This is a genomic window from Pseudomonas sp. COW5, assembly GCF_026240005.1.
GTDB lineage: Bacteria > Pseudomonadota > Gammaproteobacteria > Pseudomonadales > Pseudomonadaceae > Aquipseudomonas > Aquipseudomonas kribbensis.
This window is the reverse complement of the sequence record NZ_JAPHVP010000001.1, coordinates 4,013,956-4,032,010: the sequence shown is the minus strand read 5'-3', so window position 1 is coordinate 4,032,010 and position 18,055 is coordinate 4,013,956. Positions and strand designations below refer to the sequence as shown.

General features: G+C 61.4%; 16 protein-coding genes. 6 read left to right on the top strand and 10 right to left on the bottom strand.

Annotation, left to right across the window (positions count from 1 at the left end):
* Positions 1-22: 22 nt before the first annotated feature.
* Genes sixA through OQ248_RS18375 form a run of 3 tightly spaced genes read right to left on the bottom strand, consistent with a single transcriptional unit; the run spans position 23 to position 1,877 of the window.
* Positions 23-475 carry a phosphohistidine phosphatase SixA gene (sixA, locus tag OQ248_RS18385; RefSeq protein ID WP_085710970.1) on the bottom strand — a complete coding sequence of 151 codons (453 nt, stop codon included), beginning with the start codon at positions 473-475 and terminating at the stop codon, positions 23-25.
* Complete coding sequence (locus tag OQ248_RS18380) at positions 472-819, bottom strand: DUF4389 domain-containing protein (RefSeq protein WP_085710971.1); 348 nt, start codon at positions 817-819, stop codon at positions 472-474. Before OQ248_RS18380 ends, sixA begins: the two co-directional genes overlap by 4 nt.
* A 32-nt stretch (positions 820-851) precedes the next feature.
* Positions 852-1,877, bottom strand: a complete 1,026-nt coding sequence (locus OQ248_RS18375; protein ID WP_114884804.1) for an NAD(P)H-dependent glycerol-3-phosphate dehydrogenase — start codon at positions 1,875-1,877, stop codon at positions 852-854.
* Positions 1,878-2,073: 196 nt separating this feature from the next.
* Between OQ248_RS18375 and OQ248_RS18370 the strand changes: the two genes are divergently transcribed.
* The 6 genes from OQ248_RS18370 (at position 2,074) to OQ248_RS18345 (ending at position 9,489) form a co-directional block, all read left to right on the top strand.
* Positions 2,074-4,197 carry a TonB-dependent receptor gene (locus OQ248_RS18370; RefSeq protein WP_265813531.1) on the top strand — a complete coding sequence of 708 codons (2,124 nt, stop codon included), beginning with the start codon at positions 2,074-2,076 and terminating at the stop codon, positions 4,195-4,197.
* Between the two features lies 1 nt (position 4,198).
* On the top strand, positions 4,199-5,131 hold the full coding sequence (locus tag OQ248_RS18365; protein ID WP_265813530.1) for an ABC transporter substrate-binding protein: 933 nt from the start codon (positions 4,199-4,201) through the stop codon (positions 5,129-5,131).
* Positions 5,128-7,029: an ATP-binding protein gene (locus OQ248_RS18360; protein ID WP_265813529.1), complete on the top strand. Its 1,902-nt coding sequence runs from the start codon at positions 5,128-5,130 to the stop codon at positions 7,027-7,029. Before OQ248_RS18365 ends, OQ248_RS18360 begins: the two co-directional genes overlap by 4 nt.
* A 247-nt stretch (positions 7,030-7,276) precedes the next feature.
* On the top strand, positions 7,277-7,792 hold the full coding sequence (fabA, locus tag OQ248_RS18355; RefSeq protein ID WP_003227150.1) for a 3-hydroxyacyl-[acyl-carrier-protein] dehydratase FabA: 516 nt from the start codon (positions 7,277-7,279) through the stop codon (positions 7,790-7,792).
* Between the two features lie 11 nt (positions 7,793-7,803).
* Entirely contained in the window at positions 7,804-9,024 is a 1,221-nt protein-coding gene (fabB, locus tag OQ248_RS18350) for a beta-ketoacyl-ACP synthase I (RefSeq protein ID WP_007974551.1), read from the top strand.
* Positions 9,025-9,300: 276 nt separating this feature from the next.
* Entirely contained in the window at positions 9,301-9,489 is a 189-nt protein-coding gene (locus tag OQ248_RS18345; protein ID WP_007957795.1) for a hypothetical protein, read from the top strand.
* Positions 9,490-9,586: 97 nt separating this feature from the next.
* Here the strand turns inward: OQ248_RS18345 and OQ248_RS18340 are convergent, their stop codons facing one another.
* The 7 genes from OQ248_RS18340 to OQ248_RS18310 form a co-directional block, all read right to left on the bottom strand.
* On the bottom strand, positions 9,587-10,129 hold the full coding sequence (locus OQ248_RS18340) for a DUF2058 domain-containing protein (protein WP_085710976.1): 543 nt from the start codon (positions 10,127-10,129) through the stop codon (positions 9,587-9,589).
* Between the two features lie 26 nt (positions 10,130-10,155).
* Positions 10,156-10,998, bottom strand: coding sequence for a nucleoside triphosphate pyrophosphohydrolase (mazG, locus tag OQ248_RS18335; protein WP_265813527.1), 843 nt, complete (start codon positions 10,996-10,998; stop codon positions 10,156-10,158).
* On the bottom strand, positions 10,995-13,238 hold the full coding sequence (gene relA, locus OQ248_RS18330) for a GTP diphosphokinase (protein WP_085710978.1): 2,244 nt from the start codon (positions 13,236-13,238) through the stop codon (positions 10,995-10,997). Before relA ends, mazG begins: the two co-directional genes overlap by 4 nt.
* Before the next feature lie 124 nt (positions 13,239-13,362).
* Positions 13,363-14,715: a 23S rRNA (uracil(1939)-C(5))-methyltransferase RlmD gene (gene rlmD / locus OQ248_RS18325; protein ID WP_265813525.1), complete on the bottom strand. Its 1,353-nt coding sequence runs from the start codon at positions 14,713-14,715 to the stop codon at positions 13,363-13,365.
* A complete protein-coding gene (gene cysM, locus OQ248_RS18320; RefSeq protein WP_114884822.1) occupies positions 14,715-15,617 on the bottom strand; it encodes a cysteine synthase CysM in 903 nt (300 codons plus the stop codon). Before cysM ends, rlmD begins: the two co-directional genes overlap by 1 nt.
* Before the next feature lie 170 nt (positions 15,618-15,787).
* Positions 15,788-17,209, bottom strand: a complete 1,422-nt coding sequence (locus OQ248_RS18315) for a sensor histidine kinase (RefSeq protein ID WP_265813524.1) — start codon at positions 17,207-17,209, stop codon at positions 15,788-15,790.
* Entirely contained in the window at positions 17,196-17,918 is a 723-nt protein-coding gene (locus OQ248_RS18310; RefSeq protein ID WP_265813523.1) for a response regulator transcription factor, read from the bottom strand. Before OQ248_RS18310 ends, OQ248_RS18315 begins: the two co-directional genes overlap by 14 nt.
* Positions 17,919-18,055 lie beyond the last annotated feature (137 nt).

Here is an 18,055-nt window from a genome sequence, read left to right as displayed (position 1 = left end):
TGACTATTTCATACAAAAAATTTCACGGATGTTTGAGGCTGTTGAGCGTCATCGAGCCGATCAGCAATTCGCTGTGCTCAAGCTCGGCCAGCCCGGCGGTGCTGACCTTTTCCGGCGGATAACCGGCGCCGTGTTGCAGGTAGCTGAGCAGATGCCCGACCAGCGGATTGTGGCTGACCAGCAGCACATTGCTCACCGACACCAGTTGCTCGGCGACTCGATCCGGATCAACCTCCGGGGTCAGCCATTCGACCGTGCGGATCTCCGGCTCGAAACCCAGCGCCTCGCGCACCAGCTGCGCAGTCTGCTGCGCTCGCAAGTACGGGCTGGCGTAGATCGCCGTCAGTGGCTGGCCCATCAATCGGGCGGCGCTGCTGAGCACTTCCTTGCGGCCGTGAGCGGTCAGTTCCCGCTCCGAATCGGGGCGCGAGCCATAAGGCTCGGCCTCGCCGTGACGCAATACCCAGAGTTTCATAGCTTGGGTTCCTCATCCCGGGCCGGATGCGGTGCCGGCGCGACAACGTGTGGCGCTTCACCTTCCGGGGTACGCGGCGCCGGCCAGTCGGCGAACGGCCAGGGTTTCTGGTCGCTGTGGAAACTGCCGAACCGGCCGATCTGGGCCAGGAACTGGCTCAGGCTGTCGCCGAAATTCATCAGACCGGCGCTCGGGGCGCCATAGATCAAACGATAGATCAGTTGCACCAGCACCACCGCACCGAGGATGAACTGCGCCACTTGCCAGACCACGATGTAGACGATCATCCACAACACCCGCAGCAGGATGGATTCGTACTTGGCTTCGGTTTTCGGATCGTTCATGTCTAGCTCCCCTGCCCTGAAATAAAAGGCAATCAGTTGAAACCACTGGTGGAAATGAAGTCGACATCGGTCTTCGGCTCGGCGCGCATCAACAGGCCGATCACCTGCTCCAGCGTGCGCCCTTCGAACAGGATCGCGTGGAGCCCGGCGACCAGCGGCATGTACACGCCGACTTCCTGGGCCTTGGCCTTGAGCACTTTCAGGGTGTTGACCCCTTCGGCCACTTCACCAAGGCGCGACACCGCTTCATCGAGACTCAAACCCTGACCCAGAGCGAAACCTACCTGATAGTTACGGCTCTTCGGCGACGAGCAGGTGACGATCAGGTCGCCGACTCCAGCCAGGCCGAGGAAGGTCATCGGGTTGGCGCCCTGATTCACCGCAAACCGGGTCATTTCGGCCAGGGCGCGAGTGATCAACATGCTCTTGGTGTTCTCGCCCATCTCCAGCGCCACCGCCATGCCGGCAATGATCGCGTAGACGTTTTTCAGCGCGCCGCCCAGCTCCACGCCAAAGCGGTCGGCACTGGCGTAGACGCGGAAGGTACGGCCATGCAGCGCGGCCTGTACTTCTTTGCACAGTTCTTCGTCTTCACTGGCGACCACCGTGGCGGTCAGCGCGTGCTCGGCGATCTCCCGCGCCAGGTTCGGCCCGGACAGCACGCCGATGCGCGCCTGCGGGGCGATTTCTTCGAGGATCTGGCTCATCAGTTTGAAGGTGTGGGCTTCGATGCCTTTGGTAAGGCTGACCAGCATCTTGCCGCTCAGGCGCTCGGCATGCGCCGCCAATACCGTGCGCAGTGCGCTCGATGGCAACGCGACGAAGCACAACTCGCAGGCATCGAGGGTTTCCTGCAGGTCGGTGACGGCCGTCACGCCCGGCAGAATCTTGATGCCTTTGAGATAACGCGGGTTTTCGCGATTGACCCGGATGGCCTCGGCCTGTTCGGGGTCACGCATCCACTGCCGGACTTGATGGCCGTTCTCGGCCAACAGATTGGCCACGGCGGTACCGAAACTTCCGCCTCCCAGGACCGCAATCGGGCGCTGTTCAGTCATATGTAATCCGTTAATCCATACCAGTGGCGATGCGGGCATTATACGGAGCGGCCCCTTCTCGGACAGCCCCGACGTCAATTACCGACACTTGTAGGAAGAAGACCAATAAAACCGAGGAAAATGCCCGCAACGTGACTGGAAAAGTCACTGTCCTCGGTTAACATGCGCGCCAATTCTTTGCTATCAAGGCTGCGTCGTGTTTTCTGGCACTCCCTCCCCGCGTTCGTCCTTGCTGTTGGCGCTGCTGTTCAGCCCGATGTTGCTGGCGGACGACCTGTTTCTCGACAGCGAGGCCTTGCCCCAGATCCTCACGGCCACGCGCCTGAAACAGTCGCCGGCGGAAGTCCCCGGCAGCATGACCGTGCTCGACAGCGAACTGATCAACGCCAGCGGTGCCCGCGACATCAGCGAGCTGCTGCGCCTGGTGCCGGGGATGATGGTCGGCAACATCAGCGGCAATCAGGCGGTTGTGAACTATCACGGCACCAACGCCACCGAAGCACGGCGCATGCAGGTACTGATCGACGGCCGCTCGGTGTACCGCGCCGGGCTGGCCACGGTGGACTGGAGCGACATTCCGGTGGCTATGGAAGATATCGAGCGCATCGAAGTCTTTCGCGGCCCGAACACTGTCAGCTATGGCGCCAACGCGCTGATGGCGGTGGTCAACATCATCACCCGCAACCCGGCCGACAGCCACGGCACACGGTTGAAAATCACCCGTGGCCAACGCGGCATCAACGACTTCTATGCCAGCCAGGGCACAGGCTGGAATGGCGGCGACCTGCGTCTGTCGTTGTCCGGCCAGGAAGATGACGGTTTCGACAGCGACCGAACCGGCGCCGATTACCGCGACAGCCGCCGCTTGAACCGCTTCAGCCTTGCGGTCAGCCAGACCCTCAGCGACAACCAGAGCGTGGACTGGCAACTCAACGCCAAGGACGGAACCAACCAGCGGCCTTATACCTACCGCCCGGTGTTCTCCGGGATTACCGCCGCCGGGAACAATTCCGACGTGATCGCCAAGGATTACGCCGGTTCGGTGCGCTGGAATCTGGACATCAACCCCGATCACAGCCTTTACGTACAAGGCTCCGCGCAACACTGGGACCGTCAGCAGACCTGGCGCGCCTGCGATGCCGAGGTGTCATTCAGCCCCCAGCTTACGCAGTTGTGGCAACTCAACCCGAACTACACCGAGCAACTGGCGCGCAACATCACCCGCTTCATCGGGCCAGGTGCTGCACCCGGCACACCCACGGAAATGGCCCTGGCCAATCAAGTACTAGACCAATGGCGTAACGGCGCCAGCCGGACCCTGTGCGGCGACATCGACCAGAGTGCCCGGGAATCGCGCTATGACCTGGAGTTGCAGGACACCCTCAGCCTGTCCGACAGTCTGCGTCTGGTCAGCGGCCTGAACTATCGTTACGACCGGGCCGATTCCGAGACCTATTTTAACGGAACCCTGGACGACACCACATGGCGCGCGTTCGGCCAACTGGAGTGGCGCGCCAGCGAACACTGGCTGTTGCAGGGCGGTGCCATGTTTGAAAACACTCAGTTGATCGGCAGTTCGCTGACGCCCAGGTTTGCCGTCAATTACCTGATCAACCCGCGCCACAGCCTGCGTGCGGTGTACTCGGAAGCGATCCGCTCGCCGGACATGTTCGAGAACAACGTCAACTGGAGTTATCAGGTGACCAACCTGCGCCCCTCCGCCTACGGCCAGTATTCGGCCCGTTACTTCGTCAAGACCCGGGGCCCCGGAGATCTGGACCAGGAACACATGCGCTCGCGGGAACTGGGCTACAACGGATTTTTCCCGGAATGGGGCCTGGCGCTGGACGTGAAGCTGTTCTACGACGAAATCACCGGGATGATCAGCGAGCCGCTGCGCAACAACCAGTACATCGCCAGCAACGCCAACGATTCACGCTTTCGCGGCACCGAAACCCAGCTGGACTGGCGCCTGAGTGCGGCCGATCGACTGCGCCTGACCTATGCCTACGTCGACGCCGAGGCGAGCAACCCGCTGGACCAGCAGTTCACCGCGCGCAACAGCGGCTCGGCCGGCTGGCTGCGCGATTGGGGCCAGGGCTGGAACAGCGCCCTCTTCTATTACGGCGACAATGCACTCAACGGTTATCGCTTCGAGCGGGTCGACACGCGCATCGCCAAACGCATCCCGCTGGGCAAGGCCCAACTGCAACTGGCCGGCGTGCTGCAACAGCGTCTGGACAATGAGCCGACCACGTTCGTCGACAACAATTACGACGAACGCCGAGTGATGTATTTCAGCGCCGAACTGGAGTTCTAGGATGCGCTACGCCCTGTCACGGAAGATGCCAACCGCCGCCCAATGGCTGGCCGGGTTGTGCCTGTTCCTGACAGCCTGGCTGCACGGCGTGGCGGTGCAGGCGGCCGACATTCTGCTGACCGGTGCCGAGGAAAGCCCCGGCGTGCAATCGTTCGTCCAGGCCCTGAGCGAACTGCGCCCCACCGATCGCGTGCATTTCCAGCCACTGGCGAGCCTGCCGGCACCGGGCAAGCTACCGTCCAGCCTGCGCCTGATTCTGCTGGACCTGCCGAGCCTCGACTGGCGCATGCAGGAACCCCAGGGGCCGGCGACGCTGGTCCTGCGCATCAGCCGTTTGCAGGCCCGGCAACGCTTCGGCACCGCGCAACCGCCACACTTGAGCCTGCTGTGGAGCGATCCGCCCCTGAGCCGTCAGTTGCAGTTGATCCGGCGGATCCTGCCTCAGGCTCAGCGAGTCGGCGTGCTGTTCGACCAGCACAGCGAGTTCCTGCTCAAGGAACTGCAATCGGTTGCCCAGCCGTTGAATCTGCAAATCGTCCCGCAGCGCTGGGACAACACCCACGACAGCCGCCCTTTGCAGACCGTACTGAAGAACAGCGATGTGTTGCTGGGTCTCGACGATCCCGACCTGTACAACCCGAGAACCGCGAAGAACCTGCTGCTCAGCAGCTATTCACGGCAACTGGCGCTGATCGGTCCGAACGTCTCGTTCGTGCGCGCCGGCAGCCTCGCCAGTACTTACAGCGACCAGAGTGACTGGCTGACGGTGCTCGACGAATTGCTCGACCGCCCGCCGGCTACCTGGCCGAGAGCGCTCTATCCCGGGCGTTTTAAAGTTTCAAGCAATGCGCAGGTGGCTCGTTCATTAGGGATAGAGCCGATGAATGAAGCGTCTGTTGCCGCAGAGCTGGCCGAAGGAGAGCGCCGCCCATGATTTTCCGCCGTTGGGACATCAATACCCGCACCCAGTTGATCAGCCTGGGCCCTGCGCTATTGCTGACCTTGCTGTTGATCAGTTTTTTCACCTTCGTACGCATCCAGGACTTGCGCCAGGAGTTGAATCACACCGGCCAACTGATCGCCAACCAGCTCGCGCCCGCTACCGAGTACGGGGTGATTTCCGGCAACAACGAGGTATTGGAAAGCCTGCTGAAAGCCACACTGGCCACGCCGAATGTGCGGTTCCTGGAAATCCAGGACAGCGCCAACCGGATTCTGGCGTATGTCGAACAACCATCGGATACGCACAAACGCCCGCATCAGGTCGAAGTGTTCCAGTCACCGGTGCGGCTGCAACGGATTGCCTTGCACAATGATTTCTTTCAGGACGGCAAGACCAATAACGGCGGTGCCAGCGAGGATTATCTGGGGCGGGTGATCGTCGGTCTGTCCAACGATGCGTTCAGTCAGCGCCAACAGGAGATCCTGCTCAAGGCCGGGATCCTGGCGCTGTTTGCCCTGCTCTTCACCTTCGTTCTGGCGCGGCGCCTGGCCGGCAGCCTGTCGCAGCCGATCCGCGACATTGGCAATGCGGTCAAGGCGATTCAGGACGGCGACTACAAGACGCCGTTGCCGATTGTCGATGACACCGAGCTGGGGGCCTTGTCGCAGCACATCAACAATCTGGCCCAGGCACTCGAACAGGCCAGTCGCGAACAGCACCAGGCCATGGCGCAACTGATCCAGACTCGCGAAGAGGCGGAAAAGGCCAACAACGCCAAGTCGGACTTCCTGGCCATGATGAGCCATGAACTGCGCACCCCGATGAACGGTGTCCTAGGCATGCTGCAATTGCTGGAAACCACGGAGATGACCGAGGAGCAGATCGAGTACGCGGCGCTGGCTTCCGAGTCCACCGAACATTTGCTCAAGGTGATCAACGATATTCTGGATTTCTCGCGCATCGAGCGTTCGGAACTGGAGCTGGAGCACATCCCGTTCAACCTCGCCGACCTGATCGGCGCGTGCGCGCAGTCGTTCCAGCACAGCGCGGCGCAACGTGGGTTGGAGTTGCAATTGCGGATTCCCGAAGACCTGCGCGGCTTGCAGGTGCAGGGTGACCCGACGCGGATCCGGCAGATTCTGGTCAATCTGGTGGGCAATGCGCTGAAATTCACCGAGCAGGGTCGCGTCAGCATCGAGGCGCAGTGGCAGTCGCTGGATCACGAATTGCTGTGGTTCACCTGCTCGGTGCGCGACAGCGGCATCGGGATTTCTTCGGAAAGCCTGGAATTGATGTTCAACGCGTTCCAGCAGGCTGACAGCTCGATCTCGCGTCGTTATGGCGGGACCGGTCTGGGCCTGCCGATCGCCCGCACCCTGGCCGAACGCATGGGCGGCACCCTGCGCGCGCAAAGCGAAGAAGGTCGCGGATCGGTGTTTACCCTGGAAATTCCGCTGGCTCTATATAAGCAGGCATTACCGGCACTGGTCGCGCCCCGAGCGGTGAATGGCGACAGTCAAGGCGAAGGCCGCAATGTCCTGCTGGTGGAGGACAACCCGGTCAACCAGACCGTGATCGAGGCCATGCTGCGCAGTCTGGGCTTCACGGTGAGCGTTGCCACCGATGGCATGCAGGCCGTACGCAGTGCCGGAGGTAGCCGTTACGAAGCGATCCTGATGGACTGCCGTTTGCCAATCATCGATGGTTACGAAGCGACCCGACAGATACGCCGCCTGCCCGGCTGCGGCCATGTGCCGATCATCGCCCTGACGGCCAACGCGTTGCAGGGCGACCGGGAAAACTGCCTGTCGGCGGGCATGAACGATTACCTGGCCAAGCCATTCAAACGCAATGACCTGCAGCAGATTCTGCAGCGCTGGGTGCAGTAGAGAGGCCCTTTCGAGCATCTGCGACTGGCGTGAAAAGCGAAAGTGCGGCAGTCTTAGGCACCCGAACGAGCCTCAAAAGGGGCTTGAATAAAAATTTCAGTGCACAAGTGTACATTCATGTCCTTGGTGCTGTGACTTTCACCACAACGCAATAGTCTATGAGTAGGCTGCCGGTTCGAGGCATGAACGCGTCGATCGGTCGGGAAGATTTGCCCCACCTGCCGCATGGGATTATTGAGGAGCTCGCATGACCAAACAAAACGCCTTTACTCGGGAAGACCTGCTGCGCTGCAGTCGCGGTGAGCTGTTCGGCCCAGGTAACGCGCAACTGCCCGCCCCGAACATGCTGATGGTGGATCGCATCACCCTGATCAGCGAAGAAGGCGGCAAGTACGGCAAAGGTGAATTGGTCGCCGAGCTGGATATCAACCCTGACCTGTGGTTCTTCGCTTGCCACTTCGAGGGCGATCCGGTGATGCCGGGCTGCCTGGGTCTGGACGCCATGTGGCAACTGGTCGGTTTCTTCCTGGGCTGGCAAGGCCTGCCGGGCCGCGGCCGTGCGCTGGGTTCGGGCGAAGTTAAATTCTTCGGCCAGGTCCTGCCGACCGCCAAGAAAGTCACCTACAACATTCATATCAAACGCGTCCTGAAGGGCAAGCTGAACCTGGCCATCGCCGACGGTTCGGTGACTGTCGACGGTCGCGAAATCTACACCGCCGAAGGCCTTCGCGTCGGCGTGTTCACCTCCACTGACAACTTCTAAGGGTTATTCGCATGCGCCGCGTCGTTATCACTGGTCTGGGCATCGTTTCGTGCCTGGGCAATGACAAAGAGACCGTCTCCGCTAACCTGCGTGCAAGCCGCCCTGGCATCCGGTTCAACCCGGAATACGCCGAAATGGGTCTGCGTAGCCAGGTTTCCGGCTCCATCGACCTCAACCTTGAAGAACTGATCGATCGCAAGATCTATCGTTTCGTCGGCCACGCAGCGGCTTACGCCTACCTGGCCATGAAAGACGCCATCACCGATTCCGGTCTGACCGAAGAGCAGGTGTCCAACCCGCGTACCGGTCTGATCGCCGGTTCCGGCGGTGCGTCGACCCTGAACCAGATGGAAGCGCTGGATATCCTGCGCGAGAAAGGCGTCAAGCGCGTCGGCCCATACCGTGTAACACGGACCATGAGCAGCACCGTTTCGGCGTGCCTGGCCACTCCGTTCAAGATCAAGGGCCTGAACTACTCCATCGCCTCTGCCTGCGCCACCAGTGCTCACTGCATCGGTACGGCCATGGAACAGATCCAGATGGGCAAGCAGGACATCGTGTTCGCCGGTGGCGGTGAAGAGGAGCACTGGAGCCAGTCGTTCCTGTTCGACGCAATGGGCGCCCTGTCCAGCAAGCGCAACGACACTCCGGAAAAAGCCTCCCGCGCCTACGACGCCGACCGTGACGGTTTTGTCATCGCCGGCGGTGGCGGCATGGTCGTGGTCGAGGAGCTGGAGCACGCTCTGGCCCGTGGCGCGAAGATCTACGCGGAAATCGTCGGCTACGGCGCGACTTCCGACGGCTACGACATGGTGGCTCCAAGCGGCGAAGGCGCCATCCGCTGCATGCAGCAGGCGCTGTCCACCGTCGACACCCCGATCGACTACCTGAACACCCACGGCACTTCGACTCCGGTCGGCGACGTCGCGGAAATGAAAGGCGTGCGTGAAGTGTTCGGCGACAAGGCCCCGGCCATCAGCTCCACCAAGAGCCTGTCGGGTCACTCCCTGGGCGCCGCCGGCGTTCACGAAGCGATCTACTGCATGCTGATGATGGAGGGCAACTTCATCGCCGGTTCCGCCAACATCGACGAGCTGGACCCTGAAGTGGCCGATCTGCCGGTGCTGACCAAGACCCGCGAGAACGCCACCATCAACACCGTGATGAGCAACAGCTTCGGCTTCGGTGGCACCAACGCCACCCTCGTACTGAAGCGCTGGGAAGGCAAGTAATTCCCTTCCGCTGAGCCGCACATGAAAACGCCCCGACTGGTTCGGGGCGTTTTTTTTCGCCTGGAAAAAGCACTTTTCAGCCGCGCCAAAATGAAACTTCTGTCATGCAACTTACCGCCCTGCGACTGAATGTCGCGGATTCAGCGGGCTCCAGGACTGTTGCAGATTTCGCAAGGATACGTTGCACAAATCGAGCGTTTACTTAGCAGGCTAACAAATTTTATAAAAGAGCCCTGCACACGCCTTGCTGCAGATAACAGAGATTGGAGCTAGCAGATGACTGTAAAAGTAACTGAACGCGACGATTCACACATGTCCCATGAAGGCGTAGCCGCCGGCGTACGGATCTGGGATGTGCATCAACAAGACTTGCTGGTCGGCATGTTCCACAACGAGATCGATGCCCACAACTACAAGGCCGAACTGGAACTGCAAGAACGGCAGCGGGATCTGAAATCCGCCTGAACCGAAACCACAGCATTGAAAACGACAAACCCCGCCATTGGCGGGGTTTGTCGTTATCGAGTGTTTCAGGGCCGCTTCGCAGCCCGGCGGGACCCGCTTACCACATCAGGTCGTCAGGGATCACATAGGCCGCGTACGGATCATCCTCGGCACTCACCTCTTCAACCTTCTCGTTGAGCTGCACGATGCGCTGTGGATCGCGCTCCTGAATCTTCAGGGCCGCCTCACGAGGAATCACTTCGTAGCCGCCGGCATGGTGCACGATCGCCAGCGAGCCGCTGCTGAGCTTGTTGCGCATCAGCGTGTTGACGGAGATGCGCTTGACCTTCTTGTCGTCAACGAAGTTGTAGTAGTCCTCGGTGGTCAGCTTCGGCAGACGCGAGACTTCGATCAACTGCTTGACCTGCGCCGCACGAGCCTTGGCCTCGGCCTTCTCCTGCTGCTGACGGTTCAGCTCCTGGTCGCGCTTGACCTTCTCGGCCTGAGCTTCCTGGGCAGCACGCTGCTGGGAGTCATCCAGTTCGATCTGACCTTTGTGGGCCAGACGCTGTTGCTTCTGTTTGTCTTTGCTGACCTGTTTGGCCTGCTTTTGGTTGACCAGTCCTGCCTTGAGCAACTGGTCGCGAAGGGAAAGGCTCATTGATGCTTACTCACTTGGGCAACGGCTCAGCCGCAGCTGGGCAAATTCTTTTCCTGACGTTTGGCTTCACCCCACAGGGCGTCCAACTCTTCGAGGGTGCAATCTTCCATGGGGCGATGGGTGTCGCGCAATGCCTGTTCGATAAAACGGAAGCGTCGTTCGAACTTGCCGTTGGCGCCACGCAATGCGGTTTCCGGATCGACCTTCAAGTGCCGGGCCAGATTGACTACGGAAAACAGCAGATCGCCGATTTCATCGGCCACCGCTTGCGGGTCATTCTCGGACATGGCTTCGAGCACTTCATCGAGCTCTTCGCGCACCTTGTCCAGCACCGGCAGGGCATCCGGCCAGTCGAAACCGACCTGCCCGGCGCGCTTCTGCAACTTGGCCGAACGGGACAAGGCCGGCAACGCAGCGGGCACATCGTCGAGCAGTGACAGTTGCTGCGGCTCGGCGGATTTCTCGGCGCGTTCTTCGGCCTTGATCTCCTCCCAGCGCTGCTTGACCTGCTCTTCGCTCAGACGCGGCACATCCAGCGGTGCATACAGATCGCCGGTGGGGAATACGTGCGGGTGACGACGAATCAGCTTGCGGGTGATGCTGTCGACCACACCGGCAAATTCGAACCGCCCTTCTTCCCGCGCCAACTGGCTGTAATACACCACCTGAAACAGCAGATCGCCCAACTCGCCCTGCAAGTGATCGAAGTCGCCGCGCTCGATGGCGTCGGCGACTTCGTAGGCTTCCTCGAGGGTATGCGGGACGATGGTCGCGTAGGTTTGCTTGATGTCCCACGGGCAACCGTACTGCGGGTCGCGCAGACGGTTCATCAGGTGCAACAGGTCTTCAAGGCTGTAGGTCGGTTTCATGGAGTCCGGTTACGCCGCGTCTCGATGATGTTCGGCAACTGGGAAATCCGCCCCAGCAACCGGCCCAGTGCGTCCAGCCCCGGAATCTCGATGGTCAGGGACATCAGCGCGGTGTTGTCCTCCTTGTTCGAGCGGGTGTTGACCGCCAGCACGTTGATCCGCTCGTTGAGCAGCACCTGCGAAACGTCACGCAGCAGACCGGAACGGTCGTAGGCGCGGATGACGATGTCCACCGGATAGGTGAGCACCGGCACCGGCCCCCAGCTGACCTGGATGATCCGCTCCGGCTCGCGCCCGGCCAGTTGCAGCACCGAGGCGCAGTCCTGACGGTGAATGCTCACGCCGCGCCCTTGAGTGATGTAACCGACGATCGCATCGCCGGGCAACGGCTGGCAGCAGCCGGCCATCTGGGTCATCAGGTTGCCGACGCCCTGGATCTGGATGTCGCCGCGCTTGCCCGGCTTGTAACCGGTGGCCTTGCGTGGAATCAGCTCCAGCTGTTCGTTGCCGCGCTCCGGCTCGACCAGTTGTTGCGCCAGATTGACCAGTTGCGCCAGACGCAGGTCGCCGGCCCCGAGGGCGGCGAACATGTCTTCGGCGGTTTTCATGTTGGCCTTGTCGGCCAGCTTGTCGAAATCCACCGCCGGCAGACCGAGACGATTGAGCTCGCGCTCGATCAGGGTCTTGCCCGCCGCGACGTTCTGGTCGCGAGCCTGCAGCTTGAACCAGTGAACGATCTTCGCCCGCGCCCGGGACGTGGTGACGTAACCGAGGTTCGGGTTCAGCCAGTCGCGGCTCGGCGTACCGTGCTTGCTGGTGATGATCTCGACCTGCTCGCCGGTCTGCAGGCTGTAGTTGAGCGGCACGATGCGCCCGTTGATCTTCGCGCCACGGCAGTTGTGACCGATTTCGGTGTGCACGCGGTAGGCGAAGTCCAGCGGCGTCGCGCCCTTCGGCAAGTCGATGGCGTGACCGTCCGGGGTGAAGATGTAGACCCGGTCCGGTTCGATATCGACCCGCAGCTGTTCGGCCAGGCCGCCGATGTCGCCCAGTTCTTCGTGCCACTCAAGCACCTGACGCAGCCAGGAAATTTTCTCTTCGTAGTGGTTCGAGCCGGATTTGACGTCGGTGCCCTTGTAGCGCCAGTGCGCACAGACGCCGAGTTCGGCTTCTTCGTGCATCGAATGGGTACGGATCTGGACTTCCAGCACCTTGCCTTCCGGACCGATCACCGCCGTGTGCAGCGAGCGGTAGCCGTTCTCTTTCGGGTTGGCGATGTAGTCGTCGAACTCTTTCGGGATGTGCCGCCACAGGGTGTGGACGATGCCGAGCGCGGTATAGCAGTCGCGCATTTCCGGCACCAGCACGCGCACCGCACGCACGTCGTAGATCTGGCTGAACTCCAGACCCTTGCGCTGCATTTTGCGCCAGATCGAATAGATGTGTTTGGCCCGGCCGCTGATGTCGGCGTCAACGCCGGTGGCCTGCAATTCGTCCTTGAGCTGGGTCATCACGTCGGCGATGAAGCGCTCGCGGTCGAGCCGCCGCTCGTGCAGCAACTTGGCGATCTGTTTGTACTGGTCGGGCTCCAGGTAACGGAAGGACAAGTCCTCCAGTTCCCATTTGATATGACCGATGCCGAGACGGTGAGCCAGTGGCGCATAGATGTCGAAGACTTCCCGGGCGACCCGGTTGCGCTTCTCGTCATCGGCGGTTTTCACCGCACGGATCGCGCAGGTGCGCTCGGCGAGTTTGATCAGCGCAACGCGTACGTCGTCGACCATCGCCACCAGCATCTTGCGCAGGTTTTCCACCTGGCCCTGGGTGCCCATCACCATCGACTGGCGCGGGCTGAGGCTGGCACTGATCGCGGCCATGCGCTGCACGCCGTCAATCAGTTTGGCGACCACCGGGCCAAAGCGCTGGCTGACCGCTGCCAGTTCGATCTGGCCTTCGCGCACGCCACGGTAAAGCACCGCCGCGACCAGCGAATCCTGATCGAGCTTGAGGTCGGCGAGAATCTCCGCGATCTCGAGGCCGGTGCTGAAACTGCCGCTGCCTTCGGACCAGAGATTCTTTGCCGCGTTGGACTGTTGCTCGGCCTGTCGAGCGTACTCACAGGCCTCCTTCAAGGCTTCGCGATCCAGTGCCAGATCGACACTGACCGCATGATCGAGCCAAGCCTCGAGATTGATACTGCCGTCGGTGTTGATCGGCTGGTGTGCTCTCACCTGTACCATCTTGCTTTACCTTCCCTACGACGCAGACTCAATGCGTCAAATCACTGACCTTGATTGCCCGTCCGCACTCGCGGGGCTAAGACGAGTGCTGCACGGGCCGATCAGTCGGATCAGACGAGCCATCCTAGCTCGCTTCAAATAACGCCATGGCCTCGACATGTGCCGTCTGAGGAAACATATCGAGAATCCCGGCACGTTTTAACCGGTAGCCCTGCTTGATCAATTCGACCGTATCGCGCGCCAGAGTTGCAGGGTTGCACGACACATACACCAACCGCTCGGCACCCAGGGTCGCGAGCTTGCGCACCACCTCGAAAGCACCGTCACGCGGTGGGTCCAAGAGTACCGCAGAAAAGCCGTTTCCGATCCATTCGGCATCGGTCAAAGGCTGGGATAAATCGGCCTGAAAAAACTTTGTGTTATGCAAATTGTTACTGGCGGCATTCGCCGCGGCGCGATCGACCATGGTCTGCACGCCTTCGATAGCCACCACTTCACGCACGGCTTTGGCCAGCGGCAAGGCAAAGTTGCCGAGACCGCAGAACAGGTCGAGCACACGCTCATCGGCGGTCGGCTTCAGCCAGTCCAGCGCCTGGGCGACCATCGCTTCGTTGACCCCCGCATTGACCTGAATGAAATCCCCCGGCCGCCAGGCCAGCTCCAGATCCCACTGCTCAAGGCGATAACCCAGCGACTGCGTGGCATCGACCGGCTGCGGCTCACCTTCGCCGTGCAGCCACAACTGCGCTTCATGGAATGCGCAGAAATCCTTGAGGATCGTCAGATCAGCCTCGGAAAGCGGCGCCATGTGACGCAGCAGAACGGCCAAGGACGAGCCACTGAACAATTCCACATGCCCCAGCGCCTGCGGTTTGCTCAGGCGACGGAGCATCTCCGGCAAGCGGGTCATGATCGGCTGCAAGGGCTGTACCAGCACCGGGCATTCGTTGATCGCCACGATGTCCTGACTGCCGGCAGCGCGGAAACCGACTGCAAGGGTTTTGGCCTTGCTGTCCCAACGCACGGCAATACGGGCGCGGCGACGGTAGCCGAATTCCGGACCGGTCAAGGGTGCGGCCCATTCCTCGGGTTCGACACCGGCGACTCTCGAAAGCTGTTCGGCGAGCATGCGCTGTTTCAGGGCAAGCTGTTCGCCGTGGGGCAAATGCTGAACGCTGCAACCGCCGCAGCGACCGGCGTGCTGACAAGCTGCCGGGCGACGCAACTCGCTGGCGGTGAACACACGCTCGGTGCGCGCCTCGACCACTTTTCCGTGGGCGCCAAGCACCCGCGCTTCGACTTCTTCACCCGCCAGGGCGCCGAGGACGAACCAGGTTTTGCCTTCAAAAAACGCGATGCCGCGACCGTCATTGGCCAGGCGCTCGATCTTCAAGCGCTGCTTTTTGCCGGTCGGGAGTTGCGGGGCCTTGCTGCCGCCGGTGGGCTGGAAGCGCAGGCCTCTCTCGTGCTTGGCCATCAGTTGGCCGCGTCGAAAATGCCGGTCGACAGGTATCGGTCGCCACGGTCACAGATGATCGCGACGATCACCGCGTTTTCAACTTCTTTGGACAGGCGCAGCATCGCTGCCACCGCACCGCCCGAGGACACGCCGCAGAAGATGCCTTCTTCCCGGGCCAGGCGACGGGTAACGTCTTCGGCTTCGCTTTGCGCCATGTCGACGATGCGGTCGACACGATCAGCCTGATAAATCTTCGGCAGGTATTCCTGCGGCCAGCGGCGGATGCCGGGAATGGCCGAGCCTTCCATCGGTTGCAGGCCGATGATCTGCACGCTGTCGCTCTGCTCTTTCAGGTAGCGCGACACGCCCATGATGGTCCCGGTGGTCCCCATGGAGCTGACGAAATGGGTAATGGTGCCCTGGGTCTGACGCCAGATTTCCGGGCCGGTGGTGGTGTAGTGCGCTTCGGGATTGTCGCCGTTGGCGAACTGATCCAGCACCTTGCCACGACCTTCGGCTTCCATCCGCTGGGCCAGATCGCGAGCGCCTTCCATGCCCTCTTCCTGGCTGACCAGAATCAGCTCCGCGCCGTAAGCGGTCATCGCCGCTTTACGCTCGGCGCTGGAGTTGTCCGGCATGATCAGGATCATCTTGTAACCCTTGATCGCGGCAGCCATCGCAAGGGCGATCCCGGTGTTGCCCGAGGTCGCTTCGATCAGCGTATCGCCGGCGTGGATCTGCCCGCGCAACTCGGCACGCGTGATCATCGACAGCGCCGGACGATCCTTCACCGAACCCGCAGGGTTGTTCCCTTCGAGCTTGAGCAATAGGGTGTTGCTGGTGACACCGGGCAGGCGCTGCAAACGCACCAGCGGCGTGTTGCCGACGCAATCGGCGATGGTTGGGTACTGCAAGGTCATGGCGTTTTTCGCAATCCGGACAGCGGGGGCGCCTATCATACCGGCAAACCTGCGCGGCCCATATCACGCAAAGTGTGGTGCTTATGGTTTCTTGGAATAAGCAGTAAAAGTCGCGCCGTTGGTGCGGCTTTTTAAAGAGTGTCAGCAGTGCTGACACTTTCTTGTGCTGTTCACACTATCTGCGGGCGACACACATCCACGGTGGGAACTGGCTTGCCAGCGAAGGCGCCGGAATGGGCGCTGTCATCCGCCACCAACCGCAGATGCAATCGCAATCCCGACTGACCGTTCTCGGCCCACAAAGTCCCGCCCTGGCGCTGCACCGCATTCCTCGCAATGCTCAGCCCAAGACCGAAACCACCGTCCCCCGGCCGCGAGCCGTCGAGTCGGGTGAATGGCGAGAAGATCCGTTCCAGATCCGCCTCGGCCACGCCGCCGCCCTCGTCCTCCAGCCATAGATGCCAGTAATCCCCGTCACGCCGGCCATCCAGCCGCACGATGCCGCCCTTGGGCGAATGACGGATCGCATTGCGCAGGATGTTTTCCAGCGCCTGGGCCAGGGTATTGAGGTTGCCGCGCACCCAGCACGATGCATCCACCGCACATTGCAACTGTCCTGTCGGACAGCAACTTTCGTAACAGGCGTTTTCGGTGAGCATTTCCCACAGCGCCTGAATCTGGATCGCTTCATCCGGCAACGGAGCACGCTCGGTTTCGAGCCAGGCCAGTTGCAGGGTGTCTTCGACCAGCCGCTGCATGCCATCGACTTCGCGGCCAATGCGTTCGCGCAACGGCAACAGCTCCTGCTCGCTTTCGCTGGCCACCCGCAGGCGGCTCAGAGGCGTGCGCAGTTCGTGGGACAGGTCGCGCAGCAATTGCTGTTGCAGGGCAACGGTCGATTGCAGGCGCTCGGACATCGAATCGAAGGCACGGGCCAGTTCGCCGAGTTCGTCCGGGCGCTGGGTGATGCCGCTCGACAGGCGCACATGCAATTGATCGGCGCGCCAAGCGTTGGCCTGTTCGCGCAGGTTGTTCAGCGGCACCACCAGCAAGCGATACAGGCCCACGCACAGCAACAAGGTGAACAGACCGGGGATCACGCCATTGGTGATCACTCGCCAGAACACTCGGTACTTGCCCGGCAGAAAGCGTTCAGGCAGCTCGATGACCAGGCTGCCGGCGGCCGGTTCTGTGGGAAATGGCACGCGCAGCCACGGTCGGCCCTGCTTGTGAATCGGCCAGTCGAGGCCGCGCAAAAAGGTCAGGTGCTGGATTTCCTGTGCGTTCAGCGGATCACTGCTCAGCGACTGCAGGTTGCCGCCAATCACGCCAACCCAGCCGGCCTCACGCAATTCCATGCTCTGCAACCAGCGGTCAATGCCAATCCGCTGATCGCGTTGCCACGCCGCTTCGGCTTCGGCGGCATAACGCGCCAATGTGCCGCGCGCCTCGTCGGAGAGAAACTGGTTGCGCTCCTCCATATAGCGGCCCCAGGACCAGCTCAACCAGATCATCAGCAGACAGAACGCCACCAGCAGACAGGCCAGTTTCCAGAACAGCGAATGCCGGCCCGGCAGATCAGACACCTTCATCGATGGCGCTCAGAACATAGCCCTTGCCCCACACCGTGCGCACTTCCCGCTCGGTGTAGCCGATCGCTTTGAGTTTGCGGCGGATCTGGCTGATGTGCATGTCGAGGCTGCGGTCGTGGGCTGCGTAGCCGCGCTGGAGCACGTGCTGATAAAGGAAGGCCTTGCTCAGCACCTCCTCATCATTGCGATTGAGGGTTTCGAGCAAGCGGTATTCGCTGCGAGTCAGGCCGGCGGGTTGATTGTGGTAGGACACTTCGCACTGTTCTTCGTCGAAATGCAGACCGCCCGCCGCTACGGGCTCAACGCTGATTGCCGGACGCCGATCGAGGGCGACCCGCCGCAGGATCGCTTCGATCCGCACATGCAGCTCGGCCATGCTGAACGGCTTGGGCAGATAGTCGTCGGCCCCCAGGCGAAAACCGCTGATGCGATCGGCCTCGGCCCCCAGCGCCGACATCAGCAGCACCGGCGTGGAATGGCTCTGGCGCAGTTGCGTCAGCACATTCAGGCCGTCGAGCCCCGGCAACAGAATATCCATCAACACCACATCGAACGGCTGGCGCCGGGCGATGCTCAGGCCTTCGCTGCCGCTCTGGCACCAGGTGACCTGGAAGCCGCTGCGACCCAGTTGTTCGTGAACATAGGCACCGAGGACGGGATCGTCCTCGATGGAAAGAATGCGTGGCTGGCCAACAGAGACAGGAGTCATGACTATCTGCAAATAATTCTCAGTTGTGGGGATTATTCAAGATTGCCCGCCGCCCGGCAACCCAAGGTTGACCTGCCGGACAAATGACCGGCACCGAAACGACCGATCACGACATGATTTTTCCCGGGAATGCCCGC

What these genes read in the sequence shown, in the direction of transcription:
- sixA (WP_085710970.1), bottom strand. Translation starts at nt 475, where the DNA reads ATGAAACTCTGGGTATTGCGTCACGGCGAGGCCGAGCCTTATGGCTCG.
- OQ248_RS18380 (WP_085710971.1), bottom strand. Translation starts at nt 819, where the DNA reads ATGAACGATCCGAAAACCGAAGCCAAGTACGAATCCATCCTGCTGCGG.
- OQ248_RS18375 (WP_114884804.1), bottom strand. Translation starts at nt 1,877, where the DNA reads ATGACTGAACAGCGCCCGATTGCGGTCCTGGGAGGCGGAAGTTTCGGT.
- OQ248_RS18365 (WP_265813530.1), top strand. Translation starts at nt 4,199, where the DNA reads ATGCGCTACGCCCTGTCACGGAAGATGCCAACCGCCGCCCAATGGCTG.
- OQ248_RS18360 (WP_265813529.1), top strand. Translation starts at nt 5,128, where the DNA reads ATGATTTTCCGCCGTTGGGACATCAATACCCGCACCCAGTTGATCAGC.
- fabA (WP_003227150.1), top strand. Translation starts at nt 7,277, where the DNA reads ATGACCAAACAAAACGCCTTTACTCGGGAAGACCTGCTGCGCTGCAGT.
- fabB (WP_007974551.1), top strand. Translation starts at nt 7,804, where the DNA reads ATGCGCCGCGTCGTTATCACTGGTCTGGGCATCGTTTCGTGCCTGGGC.
- OQ248_RS18345 (WP_007957795.1), top strand. Translation starts at nt 9,301, where the DNA reads ATGACTGTAAAAGTAACTGAACGCGACGATTCACACATGTCCCATGAA.
- OQ248_RS18340 (WP_085710976.1), bottom strand. Translation starts at nt 10,129, where the DNA reads ATGAGCCTTTCCCTTCGCGACCAGTTGCTCAAGGCAGGACTGGTCAAC.
- mazG (WP_265813527.1), bottom strand. Translation starts at nt 10,998, where the DNA reads ATGAAACCGACCTACAGCCTTGAAGACCTGTTGCACCTGATGAACCGT.
- relA (WP_085710978.1), bottom strand. Translation starts at nt 13,238, where the DNA reads ATGGTACAGGTGAGAGCACACCAGCCGATCAACACCGACGGCAGTATC.
- rlmD (WP_265813525.1), bottom strand. Translation starts at nt 14,715, where the DNA reads ATGGCCAAGCACGAGAGAGGCCTGCGCTTCCAGCCCACCGGCGGCAGC.
- cysM (WP_114884822.1), bottom strand. Translation starts at nt 15,617, where the DNA reads ATGACCTTGCAGTACCCAACCATCGCCGATTGCGTCGGCAACACGCCG.
- OQ248_RS18315 (WP_265813524.1), bottom strand. Translation starts at nt 17,209, where the DNA reads ATGAAGGTGTCTGATCTGCCGGGCCGGCATTCGCTGTTCTGGAAACTG.
- OQ248_RS18310 (WP_265813523.1), bottom strand. Translation starts at nt 17,918, where the DNA reads ATGACTCCTGTCTCTGTTGGCCAGCCACGCATTCTTTCCATCGAGGAC.